The 25,632-nt window shown below is 39.2% G+C and carries 26 protein-coding genes; 3 read left to right on the forward strand and 23 right to left on the reverse strand.

From position 1 onward, the window contains the following. Window positions 1-197: 197 nt before the first annotated feature. Window positions 198-1,595 (reverse strand): hypothetical protein, encoded by a 1,398-nt coding sequence (locus NTHER_RS15965; protein WP_012448638.1) that lies wholly within the window; start codon window positions 1,593-1,595, stop codon window positions 198-200. A 269-nt stretch (window positions 1,596-1,864) separates the two neighbouring features. Between NTHER_RS15965 and NTHER_RS11285 the strand changes: the two genes are divergently transcribed. After that, on the forward strand, window positions 1,865-2,950 hold the full coding sequence (locus NTHER_RS11285) for a P1 family peptidase (RefSeq protein WP_012448639.1): 1,086 nt from the start codon (window positions 1,865-1,867) through the stop codon (window positions 2,948-2,950). 65 nt (window positions 2,951-3,015) lie between these two features. Here NTHER_RS11285 and hpf read toward each other — a convergent pair whose 3' ends face one another. The 18 genes from hpf to NTHER_RS11375 form a co-directional block, all read right to left on the reverse strand. Next, window positions 3,016-3,546, reverse strand: coding sequence for a ribosome hibernation-promoting factor, HPF/YfiA family (hpf, locus tag NTHER_RS11290; RefSeq protein WP_041367118.1), 531 nt, complete (start codon window positions 3,544-3,546; stop codon window positions 3,016-3,018). A 211-nt stretch (window positions 3,547-3,757) separates the two neighbouring features. Next, window positions 3,758-3,955, reverse strand: coding sequence for a cold shock domain-containing protein (locus tag NTHER_RS11295; RefSeq protein ID WP_012448641.1), 198 nt, complete (start codon window positions 3,953-3,955; stop codon window positions 3,758-3,760). 97 nt (window positions 3,956-4,052) lie between these two features. Then, window positions 4,053-5,555 carry a sensor domain-containing diguanylate cyclase/phosphohydrolase gene (locus NTHER_RS11300; RefSeq protein ID WP_012448642.1) on the reverse strand — a complete coding sequence of 501 codons (1,503 nt, stop codon included), beginning with the start codon at window positions 5,553-5,555 and terminating at the stop codon, window positions 4,053-4,055. Window positions 5,556-5,778: 223 nt separating this feature from the next. Further along, window positions 5,779-7,242: a flagellar filament capping protein FliD gene (gene fliD / locus NTHER_RS11305; protein WP_012448643.1), complete on the reverse strand. Its 1,464-nt coding sequence runs from the start codon at window positions 7,240-7,242 to the stop codon at window positions 5,779-5,781. A 138-nt stretch (window positions 7,243-7,380) separates the two neighbouring features. Next, complete coding sequence (locus tag NTHER_RS11310; protein ID WP_012448644.1) at window positions 7,381-8,754, reverse strand: YheC/YheD family protein; 1,374 nt, start codon at window positions 8,752-8,754, stop codon at window positions 7,381-7,383. 82 nt (window positions 8,755-8,836) lie between these two features. Then, entirely contained in the window at window positions 8,837-9,280 is a 444-nt protein-coding gene (locus NTHER_RS11315) for a hypothetical protein (RefSeq protein ID WP_012448645.1), read from the reverse strand. Continuing rightward, window positions 9,267-9,689: a flagellar export chaperone FliS gene (fliS, locus tag NTHER_RS11320; RefSeq protein WP_012448646.1), complete on the reverse strand. Its 423-nt coding sequence runs from the start codon at window positions 9,687-9,689 to the stop codon at window positions 9,267-9,269. The genes NTHER_RS11315 and fliS overlap by 14 nt, the downstream gene beginning before the upstream one ends. Before the next feature lie 45 nt (window positions 9,690-9,734). Then, on the reverse strand, window positions 9,735-11,330 hold the full coding sequence (fliD, locus tag NTHER_RS11325) for a flagellar filament capping protein FliD (protein ID WP_012448647.1): 1,596 nt from the start codon (window positions 11,328-11,330) through the stop codon (window positions 9,735-9,737). Between the two features lie 19 nt (window positions 11,331-11,349). Continuing rightward, window positions 11,350-11,739 carry a flagellar protein FlaG gene (locus NTHER_RS11330; protein ID WP_012448648.1) on the reverse strand — a complete coding sequence of 130 codons (390 nt, stop codon included), beginning with the start codon at window positions 11,737-11,739 and terminating at the stop codon, window positions 11,350-11,352. A gap of 71 nt (window positions 11,740-11,810) precedes the next feature. Further along, window positions 11,811-12,962 (reverse strand): flagellin N-terminal helical domain-containing protein, encoded by a 1,152-nt coding sequence (locus NTHER_RS11335; protein WP_012448649.1) that lies wholly within the window; start codon window positions 12,960-12,962, stop codon window positions 11,811-11,813. Window positions 12,963-13,285: 323 nt separating this feature from the next. Next, window positions 13,286-13,522, reverse strand: a complete 237-nt coding sequence (csrA, locus tag NTHER_RS11340; RefSeq protein WP_012448650.1) for a carbon storage regulator CsrA — start codon at window positions 13,520-13,522, stop codon at window positions 13,286-13,288. Continuing rightward, on the reverse strand, window positions 13,522-13,977 hold the full coding sequence (gene fliW / locus NTHER_RS11345; RefSeq protein ID WP_012448651.1) for a flagellar assembly protein FliW: 456 nt from the start codon (window positions 13,975-13,977) through the stop codon (window positions 13,522-13,524). The genes csrA and fliW overlap by 1 nt, the downstream gene beginning before the upstream one ends. A gap of 99 nt (window positions 13,978-14,076) precedes the next feature. Next, a complete protein-coding gene (locus NTHER_RS15340) occupies window positions 14,077-14,631 on the reverse strand; it encodes a DUF6470 family protein (protein WP_012448652.1) in 555 nt (184 codons plus the stop codon). 44 nt (window positions 14,632-14,675) lie between these two features. Further along, on the reverse strand, window positions 14,676-15,662 hold the full coding sequence (gene flgL / locus NTHER_RS11355; protein ID WP_012448653.1) for a flagellar hook-associated protein FlgL: 987 nt from the start codon (window positions 15,660-15,662) through the stop codon (window positions 14,676-14,678). Between the two features lie 126 nt (window positions 15,663-15,788). Further along, window positions 15,789-17,495 (reverse strand): flagellar hook-associated protein FlgK, encoded by a 1,707-nt coding sequence (flgK, locus tag NTHER_RS11360; RefSeq protein ID WP_012448654.1) that lies wholly within the window; start codon window positions 17,493-17,495, stop codon window positions 15,789-15,791. 50 nt (window positions 17,496-17,545) lie between these two features. Continuing rightward, entirely contained in the window at window positions 17,546-18,061 is a 516-nt protein-coding gene (locus NTHER_RS11365; RefSeq protein WP_012448655.1) for a flagellar protein FlgN, read from the reverse strand. 74 nt (window positions 18,062-18,135) lie between these two features. Next, entirely contained in the window at window positions 18,136-18,465 is a 330-nt protein-coding gene (gene flgM / locus NTHER_RS11370) for a flagellar biosynthesis anti-sigma factor FlgM (RefSeq protein WP_012448656.1), read from the reverse strand. A gap of 277 nt (window positions 18,466-18,742) precedes the next feature. Beyond that, window positions 18,743-19,159, reverse strand: a complete 417-nt coding sequence (locus NTHER_RS11375) for a TIGR03826 family flagellar region protein (RefSeq protein ID WP_012448657.1) — start codon at window positions 19,157-19,159, stop codon at window positions 18,743-18,745. Window positions 19,160-19,570: 411 nt separating this feature from the next. Here NTHER_RS11375 and NTHER_RS11380 point away from each other — a divergent pair, with 411 nt between their 5' ends. Beyond that, a complete protein-coding gene (locus tag NTHER_RS11380; RefSeq protein WP_012448658.1) occupies window positions 19,571-19,942 on the forward strand; it encodes a prepilin-type N-terminal cleavage/methylation domain-containing protein in 372 nt (123 codons plus the stop codon). Window positions 19,943-20,097: 155 nt separating this feature from the next. Here NTHER_RS11380 and NTHER_RS11385 read toward each other — a convergent pair whose 3' ends face one another. Continuing rightward, window positions 20,098-20,781: a FadR/GntR family transcriptional regulator gene (locus tag NTHER_RS11385; protein ID WP_012448659.1), complete on the reverse strand. Its 684-nt coding sequence runs from the start codon at window positions 20,779-20,781 to the stop codon at window positions 20,098-20,100. 307 nt (window positions 20,782-21,088) lie between these two features. Next, window positions 21,089-22,474: a Na+/H+ antiporter NhaC family protein gene (locus tag NTHER_RS11390; protein ID WP_012448660.1), complete on the reverse strand. Its 1,386-nt coding sequence runs from the start codon at window positions 22,472-22,474 to the stop codon at window positions 21,089-21,091. Between the two features lie 125 nt (window positions 22,475-22,599). Between NTHER_RS11390 and NTHER_RS11395 the strand changes: the two genes are divergently transcribed. Then, a complete protein-coding gene (locus NTHER_RS11395) occupies window positions 22,600-23,661 on the forward strand; it encodes an IS6 family transposase (RefSeq protein ID WP_012446527.1) in 1,062 nt (353 codons plus the stop codon). Between the two features lie 69 nt (window positions 23,662-23,730). Here NTHER_RS11395 and NTHER_RS11400 read toward each other — a convergent pair whose 3' ends face one another. Both NTHER_RS11400 and megL read right to left on the reverse strand, forming a co-directional pair. Beyond that, entirely contained in the window at window positions 23,731-24,417 is a 687-nt protein-coding gene (locus NTHER_RS11400; RefSeq protein WP_012448661.1) for an aspartate/glutamate racemase family protein, read from the reverse strand. Window positions 24,418-24,439: 22 nt separating this feature from the next. Beyond that, window positions 24,440-25,612: a methionine gamma-lyase gene (megL, locus tag NTHER_RS11405; protein WP_012448662.1), complete on the reverse strand. Its 1,173-nt coding sequence runs from the start codon at window positions 25,610-25,612 to the stop codon at window positions 24,440-24,442. Window positions 25,613-25,632 lie beyond the last annotated feature (20 nt).

Here is a 25,632-nt window from a genome sequence, read left to right on the forward strand (position 1 = left end):
AATGTACAGGCAATAAATTAATTTTATCATTTTAAAACTTTTGTGACTACTTATTTCTGCTTGAAAGTTTGACTCTAATTCTCCTGTTCACTCGTTAAGCTTACTGAGATGTATTGACTAACCCGCATAATCCGTTCAATTGAAAATTTTACAGTATCAATAACGAAAGGTAACACCCTTGCATTGCAATAAAGAATTTATGATCTATAAATCAAGCTAGTAAGAGCGTAAATACCACCAGACACCAGAGAATGCCCTCCCATTAGCAAAGGCATTGAAGACTGATAACCACATTTGGTAAACTCTTTGATGACCGGATCCTGAACATACTCATATAAAAACAGATCTGAATAAAACCGGTCCAAATCTGCACCTTGTTGATCAGGCAGCCCCCTTTTCATGTGATAAAACATAACCCTGGTATCTATAAGGGCGGCTTCTCCCACTTTTTCCAGATAGGAAAATAGGCCCTGGGGACCGAGGTCTTCTAGTAAATTTCCCATAAAAGAACTGACCTTTCTCTCCTGGATTCGCTTAAGGGCCTTCATGCCTCGCTCCTCGGAAAATATGCGCAGACGCACCCGCAGATGTTCATTAATGTATGAAATTATATTGCCAGATACCCTGCCTGCCAGAATGAGTTCCCGATAATCAGTAGCCGCTATCCTAGACACTTCTTCGAGCTTGTTTTGAAGTCTGGCAAATAAGTGACCGTATTCTTCCATGAGCCAACTCGGTTTTCCGGTCAGTTGATAATACAAGAGTAGATCTACAGGTGTATCTATATCAAAGAGGGGAGCTGTAGATTTATCCATAAGCTTTTGAGGTAGGCCGGCCTGATATCTGAGATTATTTGACAGTTCGTTGTCTGAAGCAAATTGGGGAATCTCATTGACAAGACGGGCAGGATGAAACAAAATCAGGTCTCCGGACTGGGGATTATTAGTGATCATAAAATCATCCCGGTCTTGCAGTTCTCGGATGTAGCGTCCAAGCTCCCAGGTTTCCATCAAGGGAAGGGCCGTGCCGCCAGAAACTAAAACTCGGTCGAGCTCGTAGTCAGTTACAAGCTTTTGTAGGGTTTTTCCTAGATGAAAGCTCCCTTCCTGTTCGGAATTGATGATTTCGAGTTGGGTTTGGGGTTGCGCTGACTGAATTAGTTGTGTTGTCCGGCAGTGTTGCGCTGACCGAGCTGATTGATCTCTTTGATCCCTCTGTGACTGAGCCTGCTGTGACTGTGACTGTGACTGTGACTGATGTGACTGCTGCTGTTTTGATTGTTGCAGCTGCTTCGAGTGTTGCTGCTTCGAATGTTGCGGCGGCTCAGGTTGTTGCGGCTGCCTAGGGTGTTGCTGCTGCCTAGGGTGTTGCGGCTGTTGCTGTGGCAGCTTCTGCAGCTTTTCTAAATCTTCCCGTAATTTCTTATGATCCTTAACACTGGTAACAGCAAACACCTTGTCTATTTCAGGTATTTGTAGAAGCTTTTTTAGATAATCTAAAAACAACTCATTTTCCACTCTATTCATTAGGGACAAAAGTTCATTATCCTGATGGACTTTCCCCGAATTGTGAAAGATGACTGCTGAAACTCCCATACTATTCACCACCTCGTCTAATTAAAATCCCTTGTTAATATCAAGGTTTTTCTCATGTAGGGATAGAATAAATTAACAAACACTAATTAATTTTTATTAAATACGCGCATCACACTTGATTACACTTGAGACATGCATCTTATGGCTTAATGTTCAACGCACATTAGCTGCATAATCATCACAGATGCGACAGATATTCCCATGGCCACGTATCGACTCAATTATATTCTGATTACAACTGATCTCAAACTGAAGGAGGATTGATATATTTGTCTATAAAGAGCTGTAGTATTACGGAACTGACAGATTTTAAATTTGGTCATGCCCAAGATTTTCAGGCAGCCACGGGTGTAACCGTAATTACCACTACAGAAGGTCAGGGAGTTACGGCCGGGGTAGATGTCAGGGGTAGCGCCCCGGGCACTAGAGAAACAGATCTACTAGACCCCACTAACCTGGTGGAAGAAGTTCACGGCATTTTTCTTGCCGGAGGCAGTGCCTTTGGATTAGAAGCAGCAGGTGGTATCATGAAGTACTTAGAAGAATCGGGTGTGGGTGTTCCCACAGGTTATGCCAAAGTTCCCATAGTCCCAGGTGCAATTTTGTTTGACCTGGGAATCGGCGATCCCCGGACTCGTCCCGATGCCAATATGGGCTATCAGGCCGCAAAAAATGCCGCCAACTCAAATCCCCAGGAAGGTAATTACGGCTGTGGAACGGGAGCCACTATCGGCAAGTTTGCCGGTGAAGCCCATGCCATGAAAGCAGGGGTCGGCGTATCCGCCTTTAGAACGGGAGATTTGATCGTGGCTAGTTTGGTAGCAGTTAACTGCTTTGGTGAAGTTATAGACCCGGAAACCGGTCAGATAATAGGTGGAGCTTATGATAGCAGTACCTATCAGTTTATAAGGGCCAGGGAAGTCCTGGGCCACGACAGTGAAAGTGATAAGGAAAACAGTAATAGTGCTGACAATGGTAAAGATCAAGGTAATAGCCACGGTGACAGTGAACGCGATAGCGGCGGTTACAATGACGATAACGATGATGGTGAAAGAAGTATCTTCTCTCGCAATAATACCACTATCGGAGTCGTTGTGACCAATGCCCAGCTAACTAAAGCAGCTGCTACCAAGGTAAGCCAAATGGCCCACAGCGGCATCTCCCGCACTACCAGACCCGCTCATTCCATGCTGGATGGTGACGCTTTATTTACCATGGCTTCCGGTCGTGTAACTTCTGATTTGACTCTCATCGGTGAACTGGCCGCCCTGTCCGTGGAAAAATCTATCATTAATGGTGTAACCAAAGCCCAGTCCAGCCATAATTTACCCGCTCACAATGATATATTTTTTTAGACATTAATGAAGGGGGCTAAAAGGCCCCCTTTAAATTTACTCTCTTTAGTTATGTCAATACTTGTTTATACTTCAGGTTCTATCTGACCGTAATTTCCATCTTTACGTCTATAGACTACATTGACTTCTTCAGTTTCTGCATTTCTGAATACGAAGAAGTCGTGGCCGATCAATTCCATTTGTAGTACAGCTTCTTCAGGTGTCATGGGCTTAATGGCAAAACGCTTGGTTTTAACAATTTCAGGATCCTTGCCTTCTTCTGTTGACTCGGCACCCTCTTTCAGCAGGCTGCCACCAGACTGGCGTAACTTCCTGTTAATTTTAGTTTTATGCTTTTTGATCTGACGCTCTACCTTGTCGATAACTTGATCGACAGAAGCGTACATATCTCCGGTACTTTGTTCACCCCGGACAAGCATCCCTCCATTCAAAAACATGGTGGCCTCGACATTGTGGTTGTCTTTAATTACACTCAAGGTGACCTGGGCCTCCACTGTGTCGTCAAAGTGCTTGTCAAGCTTTGCAAACCTTCTCTGAATGTGTTCTTTTAATGCGTTTGTAACGTCAATGTTCTTACCACTAATTGTCAGTTTCAAAGACATCACTCTCCTTCCAGGTCTTATATTATATATATTCCTCAAAAATAATAAAAATCCTGCAAAATCAAATAAAAAGACTTTTATCACAAGATATTTTATTTATCTACAAAATATTATAATATATTATAATATTTTGTCCGTATATAGAAAAAGCTCCCGGAATTCCGGGAGCTTGTCTTCGGCCATGCTATATCATAACCCCGTGGGTTTATAGCTTAACTACATTAGCCGCTTGAGGACCTCGAGGTCCTTCAACAATTTCAAATTCTACATCTTGGCCATCTTCTAGTGTTTTGAAACCTTCTTCTTGAATGGCACTATAATGTACAAAAACGTCATCTCCACCGTCTCTCTCGATAAATCCATAACCTCTGTCTGCGTTGAACCACTTAACTTTACCTTGCATTAAACCAAATACCTCCTAAAATAATGTTCTAAAATTACGGCATGCCGTATTTAAGTAAGATTATACCATCACTAATTGGGCATGTCAAACCATTGTTTTAAAATTTTTCCTTTATTTTTGGAAAGATCTCTTCAGAAAAGAGTTCTACCAAATCCGGGTCAAACTGGGTTCCGGCAGAATTTTTTAGCTCTTCCCTGGCATTTTGGGGCGTTACCGGACCCTTATAGGGCCTACCCCTGGTCATGACTTCATAGGCATCCACAATGGAAATCACCCGGGCCACCAGGGGAATCTCCCTACCTTGAAGGCCTGTGGGATAACCCCTGCCGTTAATCCATTCGTGATGGTACAAAATACCTTCGGCTACTGGCCGAAGTTCTTCCATGGACTGGGCAATTCGACATCCGATTTCTGGATGTTTCTTGATTTCATGCCATTCTTCTTCATCAAGGGGGCCTTCCTTCAATAAAATGTTCTCCGGGACGGCAATTTTACCAATATCGTGTAAGGATGCAATTAGTTCTAACTCATCCAAGGCAGCTTCAGAAAGATATAGGGCCTCTCCCATCATCCTGGCTATATGTTTCATTCTAGTAGTATGTTCTACAGTTTCCGAACATTTCTCAGGCATCATGCGCTTGAGAAATTCTACAGAAGCACCTTTCAATCTGCGACTGCTCAAAGATTTCTGGCGCTGCATCCTGTCATCGGCCTTTTTGAGTACTTCCCGAACAGGTCTACCATCACCAATCCGGGTTGCATATCCAAAGGATAAAATCACGGGAAACTTGTCCCTTTTATTTATATTTTCCCATTCAAAGGCCTCTCGAAGTTTTTTGAGCCACTGCTGAACTTCTAATTCACCCGTTTCAGTAAGTACTATTAAGAACTCGTCACCACTCCACCTGGATATAATGGCGTCATGAGGAAGTACGGATTTTAAGATCCTAACAGTCCTTTGCAAGACCTTATTCCCTTCCAGGTGACCGAAGACCTCATTTACCAGTTTCAAGTCATTGATATCACCTAAAATAAAACTTACGGGAACATTGTTTTTCTCTAGCTCATAGATCATATTCTCCACATACTGACGGTGATAAGTACCTGTGAGCTTGTCCCTATTATTTAAGTATTCCAAACGTTCCTTGGCCAGCTTTTCCTCGGTGATATCCTGATAAATTCCAAAACCTCCTGCCATTTTATCATTGATAACTAATGGCATACCTGTAATTTTCACAAATACTGGTTTACCGTCCTTTCTTATCCTCTGACTGGATCGGTTAACCACCATGCCTTTTTGGGCCATACTTGATAGGGTTTCGGCTTCCTTAGAAAGTTCTGGTGTGGTAATCATACAATCTAAATTTTCACCAATAATTTCATCTTTATCATAACCAAAAATTTTTTCAAAGACTGGATTGACATCTATCACTTTATTGTCTTGATCTACCAGAGCAATACCATCGGGCATATGCTTAAAGAGCTGTTCATAATAGCTTTTGTGTACCCAGTAAAGCTCCTGATAATTCCTACTATCCAAATTTTCATCTTTGCCAGTAAAGCCACCATCTCCCATAAACTTATCTTCCTTTCCCGCCAAGGAAGCACCTCCTGCTGGAGAATATTCGAACCCATCACTCTAAAAGAGAATTGTTTTTAAAAAGTTGTATTAAAAAATTCCCACAATAATTTTTGTCAGAAATACTTTCACTATAACAAATTAGAATTGATTATAGTAATCATTGTTAATTTTTCTTAATTTTACCATAATTTTTACTACTTAACAAGATAATAATTATCACAAGTCAAGGTACCATCCCTTGTTAGCGAGAAGACATGTGCATATATTGGTGCTGCAGCCAGTTGCCTTCACTGTAGACATTGTTCAGTGCTTGTTCCATCCGGGAAAACTGACTCCACAAGTGATCTTCCCGGCTCTCCAGGCGCCTTTCCATCTGATCCATTCTGTCCTCGTTGCGATCTATCTGTCTATCCAAGGTCAGCTTTCTGTTGCCAATGGCTGTTTCTCTCATATCAGCTTCCCTGGCCCCTTCGGAAAAGCTAAGCCCTTCCAGATAATTTTGCAATCTGGCACCAATGCCATGTTCGCCACCAAAGGCCTCGTACACCTGGCTCACGCTTTCATCCTGTGCTTCTTTAAATCTATCCTTGTCAAAGGTCATTTCACCGTAGCGATCGATCTCAATACCAAATTGACTCAAAACCAAGCGATCATTTTTGAGTCCTAACCCCTCTGCATTAATGGGATCTGTCACCCTTGTACGGAAGTTTCTGGTCAAATTTCTCAAAAGGGAATCTCCCTGTAGGGGGCCTCTGTCGATCTCATCATCTGCTAAAGTAATGCGCCCTTTGTCTTGTAATTTACTAAAGATTTCATTGTAGCTCTCGACAAATTCGGAAATCTCTTCTTCGGCCTTGTTGTCGTCCAATTCAATGGAAATCAGGGAACTGACCGGTAGTTCCTGATCCGCTGAGATAGCACCGATATCTATGGTGACACCATCAATGATATGGTCAATGGTGTTGGATTCATTTTCAAAATCCAATCCATTAATTTGGAACTTGGCATCTTGGGCTTTGTCAATTTCATTACTGAAATAATCTTCTTCCGCATTCCACAGATTCAGGCCATCCTGACCCCAAACATTTTCACTACCACCGATCTTTGTAATGCTGTGACTTTCTCCCGTTTGTTCTGCCTCTATAACTAGCCGATCACCAATGATCTGGGCTTCTAAGGGTAGTTCCCTGTTATCCAACTCTTCGTCTCCGGTTTCTTTTAGATCACCGTCATTGATTTTATCCCTGATATCTGCCAGGCTGTCTTCGGATTCTATTTCGATGGTGTAGGGTTCTTCTTCATCACCCAGATAAAGCTCCAGGTCTCCTTCAAGTTCAAGGGGTTCATCTACATCATCTAGATCTTGGATTGACTCTATGGGCCCGGAAGAAATCCTATGGGCCCTGGCGATTTGGCTCACTTCCAGGTCATAGGTTCTGGCCATGACATCTCGTTCTGCTGTGACAGAGATATCCTCATGGCTTGATTCTGCCTCCATGGAAAAATACAAATCCTTATCCTGTAAAGAAGACAGTTCATCCATAAAGGACTGAAGTGTTTTATTGAGCTCACGCCATTCTTCCTTGGTAGATTCCAATTGTTCAATTTCCTTTTCCATCCGCTGGATGGGTTGACGTTCAATTTCCATTAAACGCTCTACTAGCCCGTGGGTATCGAACCCACTGCTAATTCCGCCAAGCCTCATAATTATCATCTCCCTGGTTAATTGGAATGGTCAATCAAACTTCTTAATTTTAAATTAATTTGAATTAAATAAATAATAAACGGTATCTTCTATAAAATCGCATGGATATAAATTAAAACCAAAACTCTTACTTTAAGATTAACAATGTTCATTTTCTCTCAAAATTTCTTGTATTTTAGAGCTTAGTTCTTGAAAATTTGGTACTAGTTGATAATCAACAGTTTCTTTTGCATTCGCTAAATTACTGTTCTCATAAGCATATACTAAATTAGAGAATCCTTCTCTAATTTTATTTGTACTATCATATATATTTGTATTAGGTTCTGTTGTAAAGGACATTATAGTTCTGTCTATACTGGAAAAACCTTTTAATAAACTTGGAGTTAAATTAACAGCTTTTTCTAAATTCCCATTTTCTAAATCATCTTCTATTTGTACTAGACCTTTCACTATATTACTAATAATTTTATCGACTTTTTTTAATTTGTTTATCCTATTCAGATATGCTAAATACTTTGCATAAGCTAATTTATTCGGAGTTGTCTCCCATTGAATTGTTGAATTACTAGGTCCTGTATTAACTTCAAATAACCATATATTTTCATTATTATCTACAGCAATATCAACTCCCAGTTCATCTATTTCATGTTTATATAATTTGTTTACATGTTTTGATATATTTAAAGCTAATTGTTGTATATATTCTTCATATTTATCAGCTTTTTTTAATCCCAATTCTTTAATTAGTGTATGTTTGAAGTTGGCAACCATTCCACCTCTACTGATATTAGCTGTCACTAAACTCCTATCCTTTCCTATTCTGGCATAAGAGGTGGCCAAAACCCAGTTGCCTTTTCCATCTCGTTGAGTTACAATTCTAAAGTCAAAAGGGAACCCTTCTTCTGTTCTACAATATACATACTTCTGAACTAAGTATTTTTTAGCTATTAATTTATTCGCAAATTTTATGAATTCTTTTTTGTGTAAGTGTTTTTTTCCTTGGTCCTTTATAAGTAAGTAATGGTCTTTTTTCTTTTCAATATATATGACACCTTTTCCCTGTCTCCCTTTAGAGGGTTTTATTATCACTGTTTGATAATTATTTATAAATTCTTCAATTGTTTTTATACTGTCTACTTTTTTGGTGGGTATTAAGTATTTAGTGTATTTTCCTGTTTTATTCATTAATACATAGAAGCCGAGTTTATCATGTATTAAATTTTTAGTGAAAGGAATCTTTTTCCTTAACGATTTCTCAATCTCAGTACGATCTTTTGCAGAAGGTGGTGAGACATTAATAATAACTTCTGGAAACAAAGTTTTCTCTTTTATCCAGATACCATCTTTCCTTACATGACCGCAAATTGTTTCATTTTCCAAATCCACACCACTATTATCAAAAATTATGATTTCATCGCCTTCCATTTTAGCCCTTGCAGTTAAGGTATATAATATTTCGTACCTTTGAACATCAAAAGGAGATTTTTTACCATGATAGATACCTATTAACAAAATTATTACCTCCTACATTTAATCAGCTTAGAAATGCCAAAAACTTAACCCCCCAAAATTTATAATGGGAGGTCAGCCCTGATTAGCTCTTTTTGTCGAAAAAGACTCCTTCGCCTTTGCTTTTGTTTTTACTGGAAAAATAAGTATTGACTGTTTGCTTGTCTTGTTTCACGCGTTTGAGCTCCTCACCGATATTTAACTTTCGCTTATTGAATTCCTGCTCTAAATTCTCAATTTTATTCATGGCTGTCTCCATATTTTCCTGACTAGAAGACTGCAGTTCCCTGATTTCAGAAAGCAGGGGCTCCTCTACCAGGTGGGCGTATTGCTCTTTGTAACCGGCAATTGTCTTTTGAAGTTCTGTAATTTCATCCATAACCTGTTTTTTCTTGTCAAATAAATTTAGGCACTCATCTATTTTTTCCTTGTTCAATAGATTTTCCTGACGCTCTGTCAGATGCAAAAACCTTTTAGTAAGTTTTCTATGTTGTTCTAAATACTGTTTCCATTCATTAAGCTTTTCCAACTATGCCACCTGCCTGAGTCTTAACATTTTTGCCGGAACCCGCACTCTTAGAGGCCTCATCAAAGGTCTGGCGCAGTTCTCTCATCATCTTCATCACCTGATCGATTTTCTCGGTATCCTTTTTGATATTGGCCTGGATGAGTTCGTTGAGCATGAAATCATATAGTCTCCATAGATTAGTAGCTACCTCTCCCTGATTAGTATCTAAAGAGTTCATGAGTTCAGCCACTATGGATTGGGCTCTTTTTAGTTTTTCATTGGCCTGTTTCAATTCTTTATTTTCCAAGTGACCTTTGGCCTGTTTCATGAACTTAAGCCCCCCGTCGAAAAGCATCAGTAAAAGCTTTTCAGAGCTTGCCGTCTTAATTTGAGTTTCCTTGTAGTTGTTATAAGGATTTTGCCCGTACAAGCATAAGACCCCCTTTCAGTGTTGCATTTATGTGGTATGAGCACCTTACATCATCATTCCGCCCATACCGCCTCCCATAGCCTGCATTAGAGACTGTGATTCAGCCTGAGCGCTTTGTATTCCTTCTTCCATAGCTGTGAATTGTGACCAAAGTTGTTCTTCACGCATTTCCGCCCGGTCTTCAATAGTATCTATTCTGCTTTCAGTGCGTTCAATTTCATTGGCTTCGGTGGTAAGCCGGTTCTCGATAACACTTTGATTCTGGTCTTGGGTTTGATTTCGAAGTCCAGTAGAGTCCAGTTCACCGTCGTAAACCACGCCATCCAAGTACTCTTCCATGCGAACGGCTATTCCTTCTCCGCCGCCTTCGCCGTCATTGGCGAATAGAGCTTGTACTGCTTCGGGATTTTCCTGGAGCTGTTCTTCTAATCTATCGTAATCGATAGTGAGCTCGTTGGCATCAGCTCCGCTGTAAGAGCCACCAGCTACAGTGTCACCGCCAATTTCAATACCGAAGTGTGCAGGAACTAATTCATCTACTTCATTACCATCAACTTCTATATCTTGATCACTGACATCTACCGGATCTGTAATAGCTCTTCTGAGATTATTGGTAATATTGTTAAGGGTACTATCTCCCTGTAAAACACCGGACTGAACTTCTTCTTCACCCTCTTGGGTATCATCTTCAAGTACTGTAACATCAGTTTTGTCTTCAATTGCACTGATAGCTTCGTTGTAGTTTTCTTCAAAGCTTTCTACATTATTGATAAGAGTCTCGGTATCTTGAGATATGGAAATGGTTTCTTGAATCTCCATATCACTCTCAGTAGCTGCAGAAATATCTACTTCCACACCATCGGCGATCTCTATTTCATTAGTGGAAGATTCAATACCTTGAATGCCGTTTACTATGACTTTGGCATTTTGGCTTTCTTGCACTTGCAGTACTTCTCTATCATCTTCATTAACATCATTATTTTCTTCATCATCGTTCTTTATATCAGCATCTAGTTGCAGCCAGCCTAATAAGTCACTGTCTCCATCATTGTCTGCCTTTTCCTCATTGTCTGCCTCAATATTTTCTAGTTCATATCCTTCATCGATGTTAAACTCTAAGTATTCACCAGCTATGACGGTAGCACCCATGGGAATGGTTTTATCGTCATTATTTTCTATCTCATTGTTATTGATTTTATCAGCGATGTCCTGAATGGTGTCTGATTCGTCCACTTTAATATCAAATTCTTCATCACCAAAATCAAAGGTCAGAGTACCTTTGTGACCATCTTCATTTTCCACATTGTTTATAGTGTCTAGTGAAGCCAGTCTTTGATTTTGGGCTTTTTGCTGTATTTCAAATGCATAATCTGCTTCTACTGCTTGATTGTCAGCGGAAACTTCAATATTTTCATTAGTAGAGCTGGCTTCCATACCTTGAAAGGTATCTTCACTCTGAAGTCCAGAGAGTTCATCACTAACTCCCGATAACAGTTTATTGACATTTCGCCATGCGTCTTTAACTCCTTCTATCTCTTGGATATCCTGTTCGTGGCGCTGAATAGGTTGTCTTTCTAATTCTGCTAGCTGTTTTACCAGGTTTTCTGTATCAAAACCTGTTGCTAATCCTCCAAGTCGCAAGCTCTCACCTCCTTATGACTCAGGCCTCTTCATCTACAATGAGGCCAACAACCTCCTTAAGTCCTGCTATTATATCCAGGATCTTTTCCGGGGGAATCTCTCTGATCACTTCATCTTGCTCCCGGTCTATAACTTCTACCCATATTTTATCAGTTTTTTCATGTACATGGAAATCAAATCCCTTATCAATGAATTTATTTAGTTCTTCAAACTCCTCCAGTGCTTTTTTTACCTTGTCCTGGTTTAGATCTTCCCGGCGCTCTTCTGGAGCTAGCTGGTCCTGACCTAATTTGTTTTCCAAAACTTCATTTGAGGATTTTAATTTCTTGTTTGCGCCGGAAGCTCCCCCCCGGTCCAGGTTGTCTAAGCCCTTAACTTTAGAAACAGCGTCTGTTTCATTGACTCTCACCTGAACGCACCTCCCTGTATATAAAGAAGAGCCGACCGACTTGGTCGGCCGGCCCTGTTATTCAAGGTATATTACTGAAGAAGCTGAAGAACTGATTGAGGCTGCATGTTGGCCTGAGCCATCATAGCTGTACCTGCTTCTTCAAGTACCTGCTGAGTTGAGAAGTCCATCATTTCTTCTGCCATGTCAACGTCTCTGATTCTGGATTCTGCAGCAGATAAGTTTTCAGAAGCTACACTTAAGTTGTTGATAGTGTGCTCTAATCTGTTCTGAAGAGCTCCCAGTTCAGAACGCTGGGAAGATACTGTATCTATAGCGTTATCTATATCAGTGATTGCTTCATCAGCTGATTCTTGTTCATCTACTTCTATTCCCATTCTTGCTGTAGCTTCTATCTCCCCTTCATCATTTTCTTCTATAGTTACACTACCGCGGTCTACTGTGTTTCCGAAATCAACAGATTCGTCTGAAACTTCGTCACTTCCAATTTCGTCTAAATCTGCTTCTGCATCATCGAGAAATTCAAATTCTTGTGCTTCATCATCAGCTAGTGCTACATATTCTCCTTCATTATTGACTAGTCCGTAGTGAGCATCTCCATTCCCATCAAATACCCCATCTAGTGTTTCATCAAGTTCAACAACTTCATAGGTTTCACCATCAGCAACAGCTATTTCATCTAAATCCGCCTCATCATTAGTAGCAGTATATTCTTCACCAACACCTAATTCTGACGCTCCCATATTATCAATGTTCAATTGTAAGTTTTGACCCTCATTTGCACCGATATGGAAAGTTCCAGCAAAATCACCGTCAACTAGATTTTGTGTGTTAAATTCTGTGGTTTCTTCGATTCTGTGTAATTCTTCTGCAAGTTGATCAATTTCCTCTTGAATTTCCCCTCTGTCTGCATCGATATTTGTGTCGTTAGCTGATTGTACAGCTAGCTCTCTCATTCTCTGCAGTATACTATGGGATTCTTCTAGAGCACCTTCTGCAGTTTGGATTAAGCTGATACTGTCCTGAGCGTTTCTTACTGCCTGATCAAGACCACTTACCTGACCTCTCATTTTTTCTGAAATGCTTAGACCTGCTGCATCATCAGCGGCTCTGTTGATTCGTTGTCCACTTGACAATCTTTCTAGGTTTTTCTGCATGTTTTGATTAGTTTGCTCTAAGTTGCGGTGAGCATTCAACGCTTCAATGTTCGTGTTAATTCTCATGAAAATCATCCTCCTTGATTTTTGTTTTTTGGGCTTCCCTGCCCATTTAAATTTGCTCCTCTCGGTGGCCACCTCGAGAGAATTTTCTATGGTTAACCCTTTATTAAGGGTTGTCCCCTAAAAGTATAAACTAATAAAAATCCATTAAGATCTTCAATTATGTATGCTTAATTATATATAAACTAAGCTTTCACTCTACTCTTATATATCGACAATGATCAGCATTTTCATTAATGTGTTTAGGTAGAAATACGAGCGATTATAATATTATAAATAGCTTGTCCTTTGTTTTGCTCTGTTTTTCGGCCCCATTTGATATTTTATCATTTATTTTTCTTTTGCAGTGCATCGGACAGTTTATCCAACACATTTTCTGAAACCTGGGAAGCTTTCACATTCTCCTCCTGGATCTTTTGATATACTTCTGCCCTGTGAATTTCCACATCTTTGGGGGCTTTGATACCCAGGCGCACTTTGTCTCCTTCTGTACCCACTACCGTAATTTCTATGTCATCACCTATCATAATGGATTCGTTTTGCTTTCTAGTGAGTACAAGCATCAGACTGCACCTCTCGCTTTGGTTCCCTGATCATTGAATAAGGGATGTTTAGTGGTATAGTCCGATGGATGTAATACTATCTGCTTACCTAAACGCCTGTCGGGATTTATAATTACAGGTCCTTTTAGATTGACTGTAGCACTTTTGATATCTTGTTCTGGTACTGTAACTAAAGTCAAGATCACGGCATTTTCAGATTCTTTGAGATCTATAGCAGCCAGGTCTTGGCTGCTAGGTTCTATCTGATAATCTTCGAAAAAGTTGGTAGGATCTATCATTACAAAGAACAGATCTTCCTGTTCCACTGATTGTAAGTACCAAAAGGGAGTTCCCTGTTCACCTTCCAAGAGAAGATATCTCTTGCAGTCGGAAAATCCAATTAAACCTGTAGGAAAGGTTATAATCTTGTCTTCATTTACTTCTATTTCCCCAAAATGAGGACTAGTTATTTTCATTATTTTAACACCTCTTTAAGACAGGTTCTTACTTTGAAATACTTCCACAGCTAAAGCGTAGGCTTTATGCTGCTGTTTATAGTCATTTAGTTATTTCGATTATTCCACTCTGAAATCAATCCTAGGTTCAGGGTTTACATCAATATTAAGATTTCCTGAATTGATATATACTCTACGGGCGATATCTTCTAAATTTATTTCAACCTCTTCCGGTGAATAATCCAGGTCCACTTCACCTTCCACAAAATTAATTTCAGGAGGATTTTCCGGCACCAATGCCACATTGATCTCTTTTTCCGGCCAGATATGTTCTTCCAGTTGTTCAATGATGGGGTTACCACCATCTTCAATGCGCTGAAGCTGATCACCCCAGGCAGAAATACGGCCAATAGTTTCATGGGCCGTTTCCATACCTTCCTGGGCGCTTTTTGCCCGCAGTGAAACTATATCGTAGCGGCCGTAATCCTCCCATACATGCTTGGAATCTATCTCAACCCTGGGATCTTCAGTGGACAATTCAAACTGACGCTTTTGCTTATCCATCTGAAACTCCCGCCTACTGGCATCCACACCAGAATCCATTGGGCTAGACTGTAACTGCAATTTTCCAAAGTTAAAATCAATTTGTAAGCGTCTTTCTAGACCAACTCCCATGATTATTCACCTCTTAGATTATTCACCCTTACTTTATCCGGACTCTATTGAAGAAAATCCAACAAAGTGGGCTGAATTATTCTAGCACCTGCTGACAGAGCCATTCGGTGCACGTTTTCCTGGCTCTTTAAGTCCATGATGGTCTTGGCCATATCCGCTTCTTCCGTTTCGGATAAGTCTTCTTTGGTTAGATGTTCGATATCTTGTAGGCGGTTTTTACTTAGCTCTAACCTGTTTTGTCTTGCTCCGACTTCTGCTCTATTATCCAAGTTGTTCTCAATCCAGTGATCGAGATCTTGCAAGTGTTCGTTGGAGAGTTTTTCTGTTCCACCGCCATCATCTTCCATCATGCTATCATAAACCCCGTCCAGCATTTTAAACATATTTTGTGAGATGGCCTCATCACCGTTCTCACCATTTTCTCCGTTTTCTTCTTCATCGAAAGAGCCAAAAACTTCTTCACCGTGCAGGTTTTTAGAAATCGTTACATCGGAGCTGATGTCGGTATTAAGGCGTCCTCGATTTCCGGAGTACTCTACATCAAAGGTATTGTATTCTCCTTCTTCGCCGTTCATTTCTTCAACGTCATCCATATCAAAGGGTTTATCAGTAGTATTATGCCCTCCAAAAATGTGCTTACCACCAAAGTCAGTATTGGCAACTTCCACTAAGTGTTCCTTTAATTCCATAACTTCTGCTGCCAGGGCCTCTCTGGACTGCTGATCCACACTGTCACTGGCTGCATATATAGTTAGTTCTCTAACCCTTTGTAGAACATCGTCAACTTCATCTAAAGCGGAATCAGTACTGGTCAACCAGGAATCGGCATCATCAACATTTTGCTTGTATTTAGCCAGTTCAGTTTCCTCAGTCCGAAGGTCCAGGGTTCTGGCAGTTCCCGCTGGATCATCGGAAGGACTTAAAATTCTTTTTCCGGTGGAAAGCTTGTTCTGGGTATGATTCATATCCCGCAAATTTGTGTTCAGATTCCTCAACATATTGTCACTCATCATTTTATTGGTCACCCGCATATATTCACCCTCCTGACAGTTCCTCAATAATCAGTTTCTCTATGGGTTGTTTCTTAATTAAACATCTAGATTTATCTTATTCAGATAGTTCCACTTCGCATCAAATCATAATTGTATGCTTTGAAATTAGCGCCCAACAATACCCATTTGATTTATTATGGTATCCAGGGATTCATCTATGGTGGTTACTACTCGAGAAGCAGCGTTGTAGGCGTGTTGTTGTTGGACCATTTTGGTCATTTCCTCGTCCATGGATACACCACTTACGGCCTCTCGCCTGTTTTCTAGCTGATCTACTAGTAATTCCTGGTTTTCCACCATTCGTTCAGCTTCCTGGGCTTCTACACCCAGGTCTGAAACCACAGCATCGATATAGTCATTAAAAGTTGTGTCTCCAGAAATTTTTTCATCATTATCAAAATTATCTTCACTTGGGACTTCTTTGATAATGTCTTCATCTTTTAAATTAGCCAGGCGTTTACCGTTTTCACCATTTCCACGGTACATCAATTTGTTAGGATTAATATCCATGTTTTCGGGCTCTTGTGTTTCGTAATTGTCGCCAAATATATCTTCTAATCCCATATCAGATAGATCATCGTCATCATAGTCTCCATCCAGGTATTCTGAAAGGGTGTCATTGTCTATGTATCCCGCATTAATCAAATAAACGTCCTCTTGAATTTCTTCATTAACTGTCAATAGCTCATTGCCATCATTCTTCCATTCGAAGAAATTATCCACCTGATTAACATCGTCTGAAAAAGGGTCCTCCCCATCCTGGGCTGCCTGGGCTTGATAGTGGTTAAAAGCCCTGTCATCACTGTGCACAACATTGAAGCTTTCTTGGAACTGGGCCATGACACTTCGGAGTTCGTCTATGTGGTCCTGGACGATTTTATCACGGGAATCCATCAGACCGCCCATGGCACCATCCCGGAAGTTAACTTCCTCTCCGGTATGGCTCCACTTAACTTTACCACCTCTAGGTTCTTGATCGTCTAAATAGATGTTCCCATTGCCCTCGTTGTTTCCGTTGTCATTATCTGCATCAGCAGCTTCCGCTTCGAATTCAAGCTCATTGACCCGATTCCCTTCCACCAGGGAGGTACCGCCTATACTAACTCTGACATTTCCCTTATCATCTTCACTTAAATTATAATTTGTAAGCTCGGAAAGCTCGTCTAAAAGCATATCTCGCTTATCGCGGAGATCATTTGCGTTTTGGTTAGTTCGAAGCTCGATATTTTGAATCTGCTCGTTCAAATCGGCAATTTGATGACCAATGGAATTAATCTCATCAACTTTGATATCTATACTTTCATCTAAATCTTCTTTTAAGTTTACAAACTGACCGTACATGTGGTTAACAGTATCCGCCAGGGAAACACCCCGTTCCATGACCTGGGTACGAGCGGTCCTGTCTTCCGGATTCTTGGAAAGATCCTGTAGAGACTCCCAGAACTGGTCGAATACAGATCTCAAACCACTATCCGATGGTTCTGTATATAAGGTTTCTATTTTTTTCAGGGTATCATTTTTGTTTTCCCAATTCCCTTTAAACCGGGATTCTTCTCTAATTTGTGAATCTATGAAATCATCCCGCATCCTTTCAACACTCTCAACTTCCACACCTGTTCCGATCTGTCCGGCAGTTCCGGGCATATTCTGGGCAGGCATGGTATATGGAGATGTGGCACTCATATGTGCTTTCTGGCGGGTATAACCATCGCGCTCGGCATTTGCTATATTATGACCAGTAGTATCAAGTGCATTTCTCTGAGCAAAAAGTGCCCTTTTAGCCGTTTCCATACCGTGGAAAGTGGATCTCAAGTAAATCTACCCCCTAGTGAAAAATTGTCTAAATACAATAATAATAGGATCTAAATCTTTTTATCTAAAAAGCTGCGGTTGCTTTTCTTGGCCGCTTTTCCCGAATCATCACCAACATCGTTACCGTAAGTGCCGGGATCATCCTGACCGGCACCTGCCACAATATCTAAACTGTAATTTATATATGAGAGGGACTGTTGGATCAGGGAATTGTTCTTTATGTTCAAATCTTTCAAAGTAATCACGATCTCTTCCAGTTCCCTGTAAACCTGGGATAGGCGTTTTTCCAGCTCGCCTTCCGCGTATTCTATCAATTTAGAAATAGTCAGATCATCTTGAACTTCACCCAGTTCTTCAGCCAACTGGGCAATGATTTCCTGGCGCTTTCTCTCGAGTTCACCGTTTTGAAAGACTATTTTCTGTTCCTTTTTAATCAGTTCTTCTAACTGACTTAGCTCGCCCTGAATCAAGGCCTCCTGCTTCTCTTCTTCCTGTTGTACCAAAAGTTTATAAGTGGCCAACTGTTCTTCTAAATTTTCACAGAGATCTTGTAATAGTTTGTCCATGTATAATTCACCCCATTTAATCTAAGCCGAGATTAACTTAACTGTAGTTATCTATATATCCAGATAACTGAGAATTATACTTCCCGGTCAAATTGAACTTCTCGGGCAGTTTCAATGATTTTACCGGCAATTTCGTCACCAGAAACGTCATAGGTGCCACTTTGTATGGATTCTTTTAATTCGTTGACCCGAGCTTTCTCCTGTGAATCCAGTTGAGAGATCTTTTCCCTGGCCACCTTAATCTCCTTAGACAGACCTGTAAGTTCCAGAGAATCCTTTTTCTTGGCACCTTCTCCTCCCCGGCCCTTGCCTGTTTTCTCAATTTTTTGGACCTTATCCAGTTGGGAGATACTTTTTTGATAGGTTCTCAAATACTGATTATAGTCCCCTCTAATTTTATCCATAACAAGTCACTCCTAATTATACAGGAATATATTGACACAAGTCCGAAATCCTAATTTGCACCTATAAATAAAGTCGGCCGCTGGGAGCAAAAACTTAAATCACACAACTCCCCTGCGGCCGCATTAACTCCAATTAGCTCTTATATGCTTTTAAAAGCTATTTTATATCGCTTTTTTCGCAAAAATTTTATCATCCTTTTATCTTATCATCTTTTTATCTTATCATCCTATTATCCTATGATAATTATCCACCATATCTTATTATCATCCTAACATCTTATCTTCTGCGCTTGTCCACACGATCCTTAATATGTACTTTGCCTGTTTCTTTAGTTTCATCATCTGTTTGTTTGGGCTCTCCTTTGACGGATTCAAATTGCTGGGAAAGTTCTCCTTGACAGCTTTCACAATATTTACCTTGAGAAATCTCCTTACCACAGCGCTTACACTCAATTGTCAGGGCTTCGTATTTTGAGGTCAGTAATCTACCCTCTTCAATGAACTTTCTGATCTGTTTTTGAGATACTTCTGTTTCTTCGGAAACTTCAACAATTGTCGCACCAGGATTCTTATCCAGATACTGTTTCACCTTCAAAAAATCATCTTCTTCCTTTTGATGACAATCAGGGCAAATATCTCGGGTCGTTTTTAAAAATAACTTTCCGCACCGCTTACAGTTTTTGAGGTTTTGCATGGCTTTCCCCGGTTACTACTTTTAGTAACCCAGGTTTTCACCTCCTGTTCGTGAGAATTTGGGTTCGGATTACTCCAAATTAATAACTTTTATATAATGTTAACTTTGACATGTACTAAATCATTATTTTGACCCTGGAAAATAATGTGGTCTATGTAACATTATTCAACACAATCTACTAAAACCCCTGTTTATCCAACTAATTTCATCATTTATTTCAAACAATTAAATAAGCCACATTATTTGTTAATCTTTATTAAAAGGAATAACCTAATAAATCAATAATTTAATTAAAAAATTAATGAACAAAGGTTAAATCATACCATTTACCTATTGCTAATAGTACTAATGGCTTATAGCATGGACTCAACAAAGGGATTTCCATAAAATTACTTTCCAAGGGGTGTTCTCATGATTAAAATTATTAAACGACTGTTCCAGGAGGAACAGGGCTTTACCTTAATTGAGCTTTTGGCTGTTGTAGCTATTCTGGGAATATTAGTTGCAGTTGTTGCACCTAATGTGATGCAATTTATAGAAGATGCAGAAGCTGGAGCTGAAGATGCAGAATGGGCAATAGTAGAAGATGCCATTGTTAATGCTGCAATGCAAGAAAATAAAGATTTAGAAAATGTTAGTGCAGCTGATGCAAATGACTATATCGATGGTGATTTAAGTGCAATTGAGGAAGAAGAAAAAGAAGATATGGAAGTTCAGGGGGTTGATTTAGAGATAGAAATTGAGGACAACGAAATAGCTAGAATAAATGAGGCTAGCAACTAAAAGTTCATAAGACAATATTTCCTATCTATTGAAAATCTACAAATTTATAAATATAGCTATTTTTTACATATTTATCGACATAATCTATACATAAAAAGCGGTAGCGTCAATGCTACCGTTTTTTGCGTTTTCGCGAATATAAGGATTTAGTCGGTTTAGTTGATATCGTCTTTAACACTGATCAGGTGAACTCTCATGGCTTCAGCGGCTTCCTCTGGTTTTCCTTTTTCAACAAAGTCAACGATTTTTGTGTGATCATTTATTGATTTTGTGTATCTTTCTTCGGTAATAAATTTTAGTTGAGTTAATCTGAGCACTTCTTGAATACTAATTAAAAATTTTAAAAGGACCGAATTCCTTGCAGCTTTGGCTAAATTTAAATCAAATTCTACGTCCAGTTCGGCTTTTTCCGATTTCGTTTCAGCTTGTGAAGCTTTTCTGATTACTTCTCTAATATTCTTAATATCTTCTTCAGTTGCCCTTTTCGCCGCTTTTCTTGCCATTTCCACTTGGATTAATTCACGAGCTTCAAATAGTTCTTCTATATCATTTGTCAGTAAAAGGGGATAAGCCAGTGCGCTAACTGATCCCTCATCTTCCTCACTGGAAAGATAGACACCTCTTCCAGGGACAGATTTAAGCAGATTGATTTTTTCCAATGTTTTTAATGCCTCTCTTATGGAACTTCGACTAACACCAAATAACTCCACCAATTCTCTTTCAGAAGGAAGTTTATTACCAGGTTTCAATTTACCTTGAACTATTAAATCTATAATTTGATCAATTACCCTATCACTTAAGCTAGTTGTTTTTAATTTTTTAATATTCCAATCTTCCATTAAACTTCACTCCTTTTGTTGGCACTAACCACTAACAACTACCTACAACCTACTTAATAAATAATTCCATAATTTTTCCTTCAAACCTTTTACCATTCTAATATCATTTATTTTTGAATGATGATAATATATCAAAATAATTTACAATTTATACAGTTAATTATATCACTTTTTTGTAATTTTATAAATATTAATAGTAGGGCATACTGCCCATATAAAAGACCATTCAACATTCAAAATAGACAGTACACCCTACTAATTTATTCTAAATTTCCAACATATTAATTTTCACAATCCAGCGTAAAAGTTACCCTTCAATAGATTCTTCTTGTTCCCAGTCCCAAGGTTCATCTTTAATGAGTTTGTTGGCAAATGGAATAAAGATAGACATGATTCCAAAGATGGCTAATAGCCCCTGATACCATAATAATGGAATAACATCTAAAGGACCAACGGCTCCGCCTGTAAGCCCCATTACCATAAGTATTTGAGCACCATATGGGAGAGCCCCTTGCATTACACATGCAGCAATATCCATTAGTGCGGCACTTCTTCTCGGATCGACTTTAAAAGTCCTAGATATCTTTTTAGCTATTGGACCATTAATTATGATTGCAATAGTATTATTAGCAATTGCAGCATCTGTTAAAGCAACTAGTCCAGCTATACCAAGTTCTGCAGAATTTTTACTCGTAATTCTCTTATTGATGGAATCTACAAGGTATTGCAGTCCACCGGCATCTGTTACCATTTTAGCCAATCCACCGGTAATTAACGAGACCAAGAATACATTCATCATTGATAAGAAACCATCATAAATCTCTTGGCCGAAAGTAAGAAAGTTCAGTTCCCCGTAAAGCATTCCTATCAAACCAGCCATTACAATCCCACTAGTTAGAACTAAAAATACATTCCCACCTGCTATTGCAAAAATTAAGACAAAAATATACGGAATTATTTTAATCAGATTATAATCATAACCACCCGTTTGTAATTCATCTGGAGTTCCTGAAAAGAAAAATAGAAGGACAATAGTTACAAGGGCTGCTGGTACAGCAATAAATAAGTTAATTTTAAACTTATCACGCATTTTTACACCTTGAGAAGTTGTAGCTGCAATGGTGGTATCAGATATTACTGAAAGGTTATCCCCAAACATGGCACCACCTATTATAACCGCCATAATCAAAGGTAAACTCAAACCAGTTTCTTGAGCAAAACCCAAGGCAATGGGGGCAACTGCACCTAAGGCTCCCATAGATGTACCAGTTGAAATTGAAATAAAACCTGTAATCAAAAATAATCCAATGGTTAAAAGGTTAACTGGAGCTAAAGACAATCCAAAATTAACGACAGAATCAACACCGCCCATGGCTTCAGATACTGCGGAGAAAGCTCCAGCTAATAGATAGATGGTACACATGGTTAATATGTTTTTCTCACCCATACCAGCTAAAAATGTTTCCGTTTTTTCTGCAACAGTACCTTTTAAGATTATAAACGCCAGGACCACACCGATTGAAACGGCTACGGGCATCGGAAATTGGTAGAAAGGATCTTCCACACCGGTGACCTGTAAATAAATCCCTATACCCAGGTATAAACCCAGAAACAAAATAAAAGGTAATAGTGCTATCGGATTTGCCTTTGGTCCTTCTTGAATTTCTTGAGCCTTGTCAATTTCATTTTTCATTTCAAATCCTCCTCTAAAACTTTTAAGTTCTGTTAAGTTATATGATATTTGAATCAGTCTCCGTCCCGGAGTTAAGATAGTTTTAGACAGAAATCAAAACCCTCCGGGAGAAAGGAGACTGATCCATGACTAAAGTTGTATGCCCTAGATGCAATAATAACTGCTCTGACAAGTTTTATAGGTTTGGTTTTGATAATCATGGTCATCAAAAGTATCAATGTCAAGAATGTTTTAGTCAGTTTGCACCTAAGACACTTTCTAAAGGCGGGGATAAAAGAGGTCCTAATAAACCTCGTAAATATCCCTCTTGCCCTAAATGCGGTAAAGCTACATTTTTACATCACGACTATGAATTTTATTCTAATTTGAGGTGTTGGGACAAAAGCTGTAATCATTCTTTCTATGTCCCTAAACCTCAAAGTATTCCTGAACCTTCGCAACTTGATATTGACGGCAAAGTAGACTTCTCTAACATGAGACATTCTCTTCATACTGTTATTCGAGCTCTTTACCTGTACTTTATCAATGGTAGCTCTACTAGAGGTGTCTCACAGTTCCTTATTGATTGTGAAGGAATTAAAGTATCTCATGTTACTATTGCTGACTGGACTAAAAAGTTTGCTCCTCTGTTTCTTTATATCTCTAGATATCTAAAGCCAATAGATCTTGACTCTTCTGATGAGTGGCATGTCGACGAAACTGTAATTAAAATTAAAGGCAAAAGATTCTACGCCTGGACTGTTATTGATGCTGAAACTAGATTTGTGCTTGCATTTCATCTATCTCCTTACAGAGATAGCCAGGCTGCTTTTAAAGTGCTGAACTATGCTAAGAAACATTTTGGACAGCCTCATAGTATCGTTACAGATAGATACTGGGCTTACAATGCTCCAATTAAAGTTCTGTTTCCAAACTCTAATCACATCAGAGTCGAGTCTTTTCAAGATGATATCTCTAATAACTTAATTGAATCTTTTTTTCAGATTTTCAAAAGCTGGGTTAAGCAACGCAGAGGATTTGCTTCTTTCCAGTCAGCCAACAAGTTGATTGCGGTATTTGTGTTTGCTTTTAACTTTGTTAGGACAAGCAATGTTTTGAATCAGTCTACTCCTGCTCAAGTTGCTGGGATTAATTACTCTAATCGTAATAGGACTTTTTGGCTTTTACATAGTAATAATGCCGCTTGACTGCCAAATCTTTTGAAATCTTGCGAGCAAATGAGCTTATTTTTCATAACAACTTAACAGACTCAACTTTTAAATTTTTTGATAATTTAAGAATTTTTCTACCATCTTCTCTGCAGGATCAATCAATTCAAAAGTATACCCTTGTTCTGAAATAAGCTCGTCTACTTCATCTTTAAAATAAGGAAAATGCGTACAAGCAAGTATTAATGATTCAACCTTTAATTTACTTATTGCTGCTAACAGATCCTTTATACCCACTTCATGAACTATTTTCTCCGGCGCCACCCCTTTCTCAATTTGCAAGACTACTGGTAGTAAACTAAAGCCCAGAACTGTAATATAAGAATTGTTCTGTCTCATGACCTTTTCGATGGTAATATTACTTGAGTTTGTTGCCGACATCAGAGCTATAGTCTGAAAATCATTGGCAATTTCTTTATATATATCTAATGGTGTGACTATAGGAAGGGGAGATAACTTTTTCAGTTTATCTAAATCGAGGGAAGCGCTAAGTGAATTGCAATATATGATTACTCCCTCGGCACCCAAGTCCCTTAGTTCTTTCACTTTATTTAAAGTTTCTTCAAACAATCTCTGTTGTTCTAACACCTGCATTTTGGCTTGTTCTTCAGGAGTAGCCGAGATGCTTTTACCACTTGCTGTAAACGCTTTCGATCTTAACAGCATCTCCCCCATTTCCGTATCAACCGGTGTTCCCGCAATGACTCCTAGATGATTTATCTGTTCAGATTTCATTTTCATCACTCCTGTAGATATCTTAGTTCAATCCTTGTTTTAAATCCTCAATAATATCGTTGACATTTTCTATTCCTACAGAAAGTCTTACTAATCCATCAGTAATACCATTTTTCTCACGTTCTTCTTTAGGAACTACATAATGAGTCATGGAAGCTGGATGCTGAATCAATGTATCTACATCACCTAAACTAGTCGCTAGAGTACAAACTTCAACATTGTTAAGCAGTTTTTTCCCGGCTTCATAGCCATCAGCAAGTTCGAAGGTCACGATTCCACCAAAGTTTCTCATCTGTCGCTTAGCTAGTTCGTGTTGAGGGTGACTTTCCAGTCCTGGATAATACACTTTTTCTATGGCAGGGTGATTATCGAGAAATTCAGCTATTTTTTTGGCATTTTCGCAAATCTTGTCCATCCGAAGTGTTAGTGTCTTAACTCCTCTCAAAATCAAGAAAGCATCAAAGGGGCCTATAATTCCACCGAAGTTTTTAATTGTAGTCCCATTAATGTTGTCAATTATCTTTTTTGGTCCTACTATCATTCCAGCTACAGTATCACCATGCCCACAGAGATATTTAGTAGCACTATGGACAACCACATCTATGCCCAACTCAAGTGGTCTTTGTAGATATGGGCTCATGAACGTATTGTCAGTTATTGTGGTAAGATTTTTCTCCTTGGCAATTTTCGCAACTCGTTCTAAATCTATTAGATATAAGGTAGGATTAGCCGGTGTCTCGGTGTAAATAACTTTGGTATTACTTTTTATCGCTTTGTAAATATTGTCTGGATCTGTCATATCGACAAAAGTCACTTCAATACCCCATTCAGGCAATATATCCACACAAAAAGAATGAGTACATCCATACAGAGGATTTGAAACGATCATATGATCCCCACAGCTGAGTAAACTCATGATAGCAGAAGAGATAGCTGCCATGCCTGAACTCACGGCGAGAGCGTCTTCTCCTCCCTCTAAATTTGCCATAAGTTTTTCTAAGCTTGATTGAGTGGGATTACCTAATCTGGTGTAAATGTAGCCATCTTCTTCACCTGTAAACCTGGACGCACCCTGCTCAACACTGTCAAATACAAAGGTTGAGCTTTGATAAATTGGTACCCTAAGTGCACCTGCATCATTCTTGTGACCTTCATCGGCATGTAAAATCCTTGTCTCAAAATTTTGACTCGACATCTTAGAAAACACCTCCATAA

It is taken from the genome of Natranaerobius thermophilus JW/NM-WN-LF (genome assembly GCF_000020005.1).
In the GTDB taxonomy this organism is placed as follows: Bacteria; Bacillota; Natranaerobiia; order Natranaerobiales; family Natranaerobiaceae; genus Natranaerobius; species Natranaerobius thermophilus.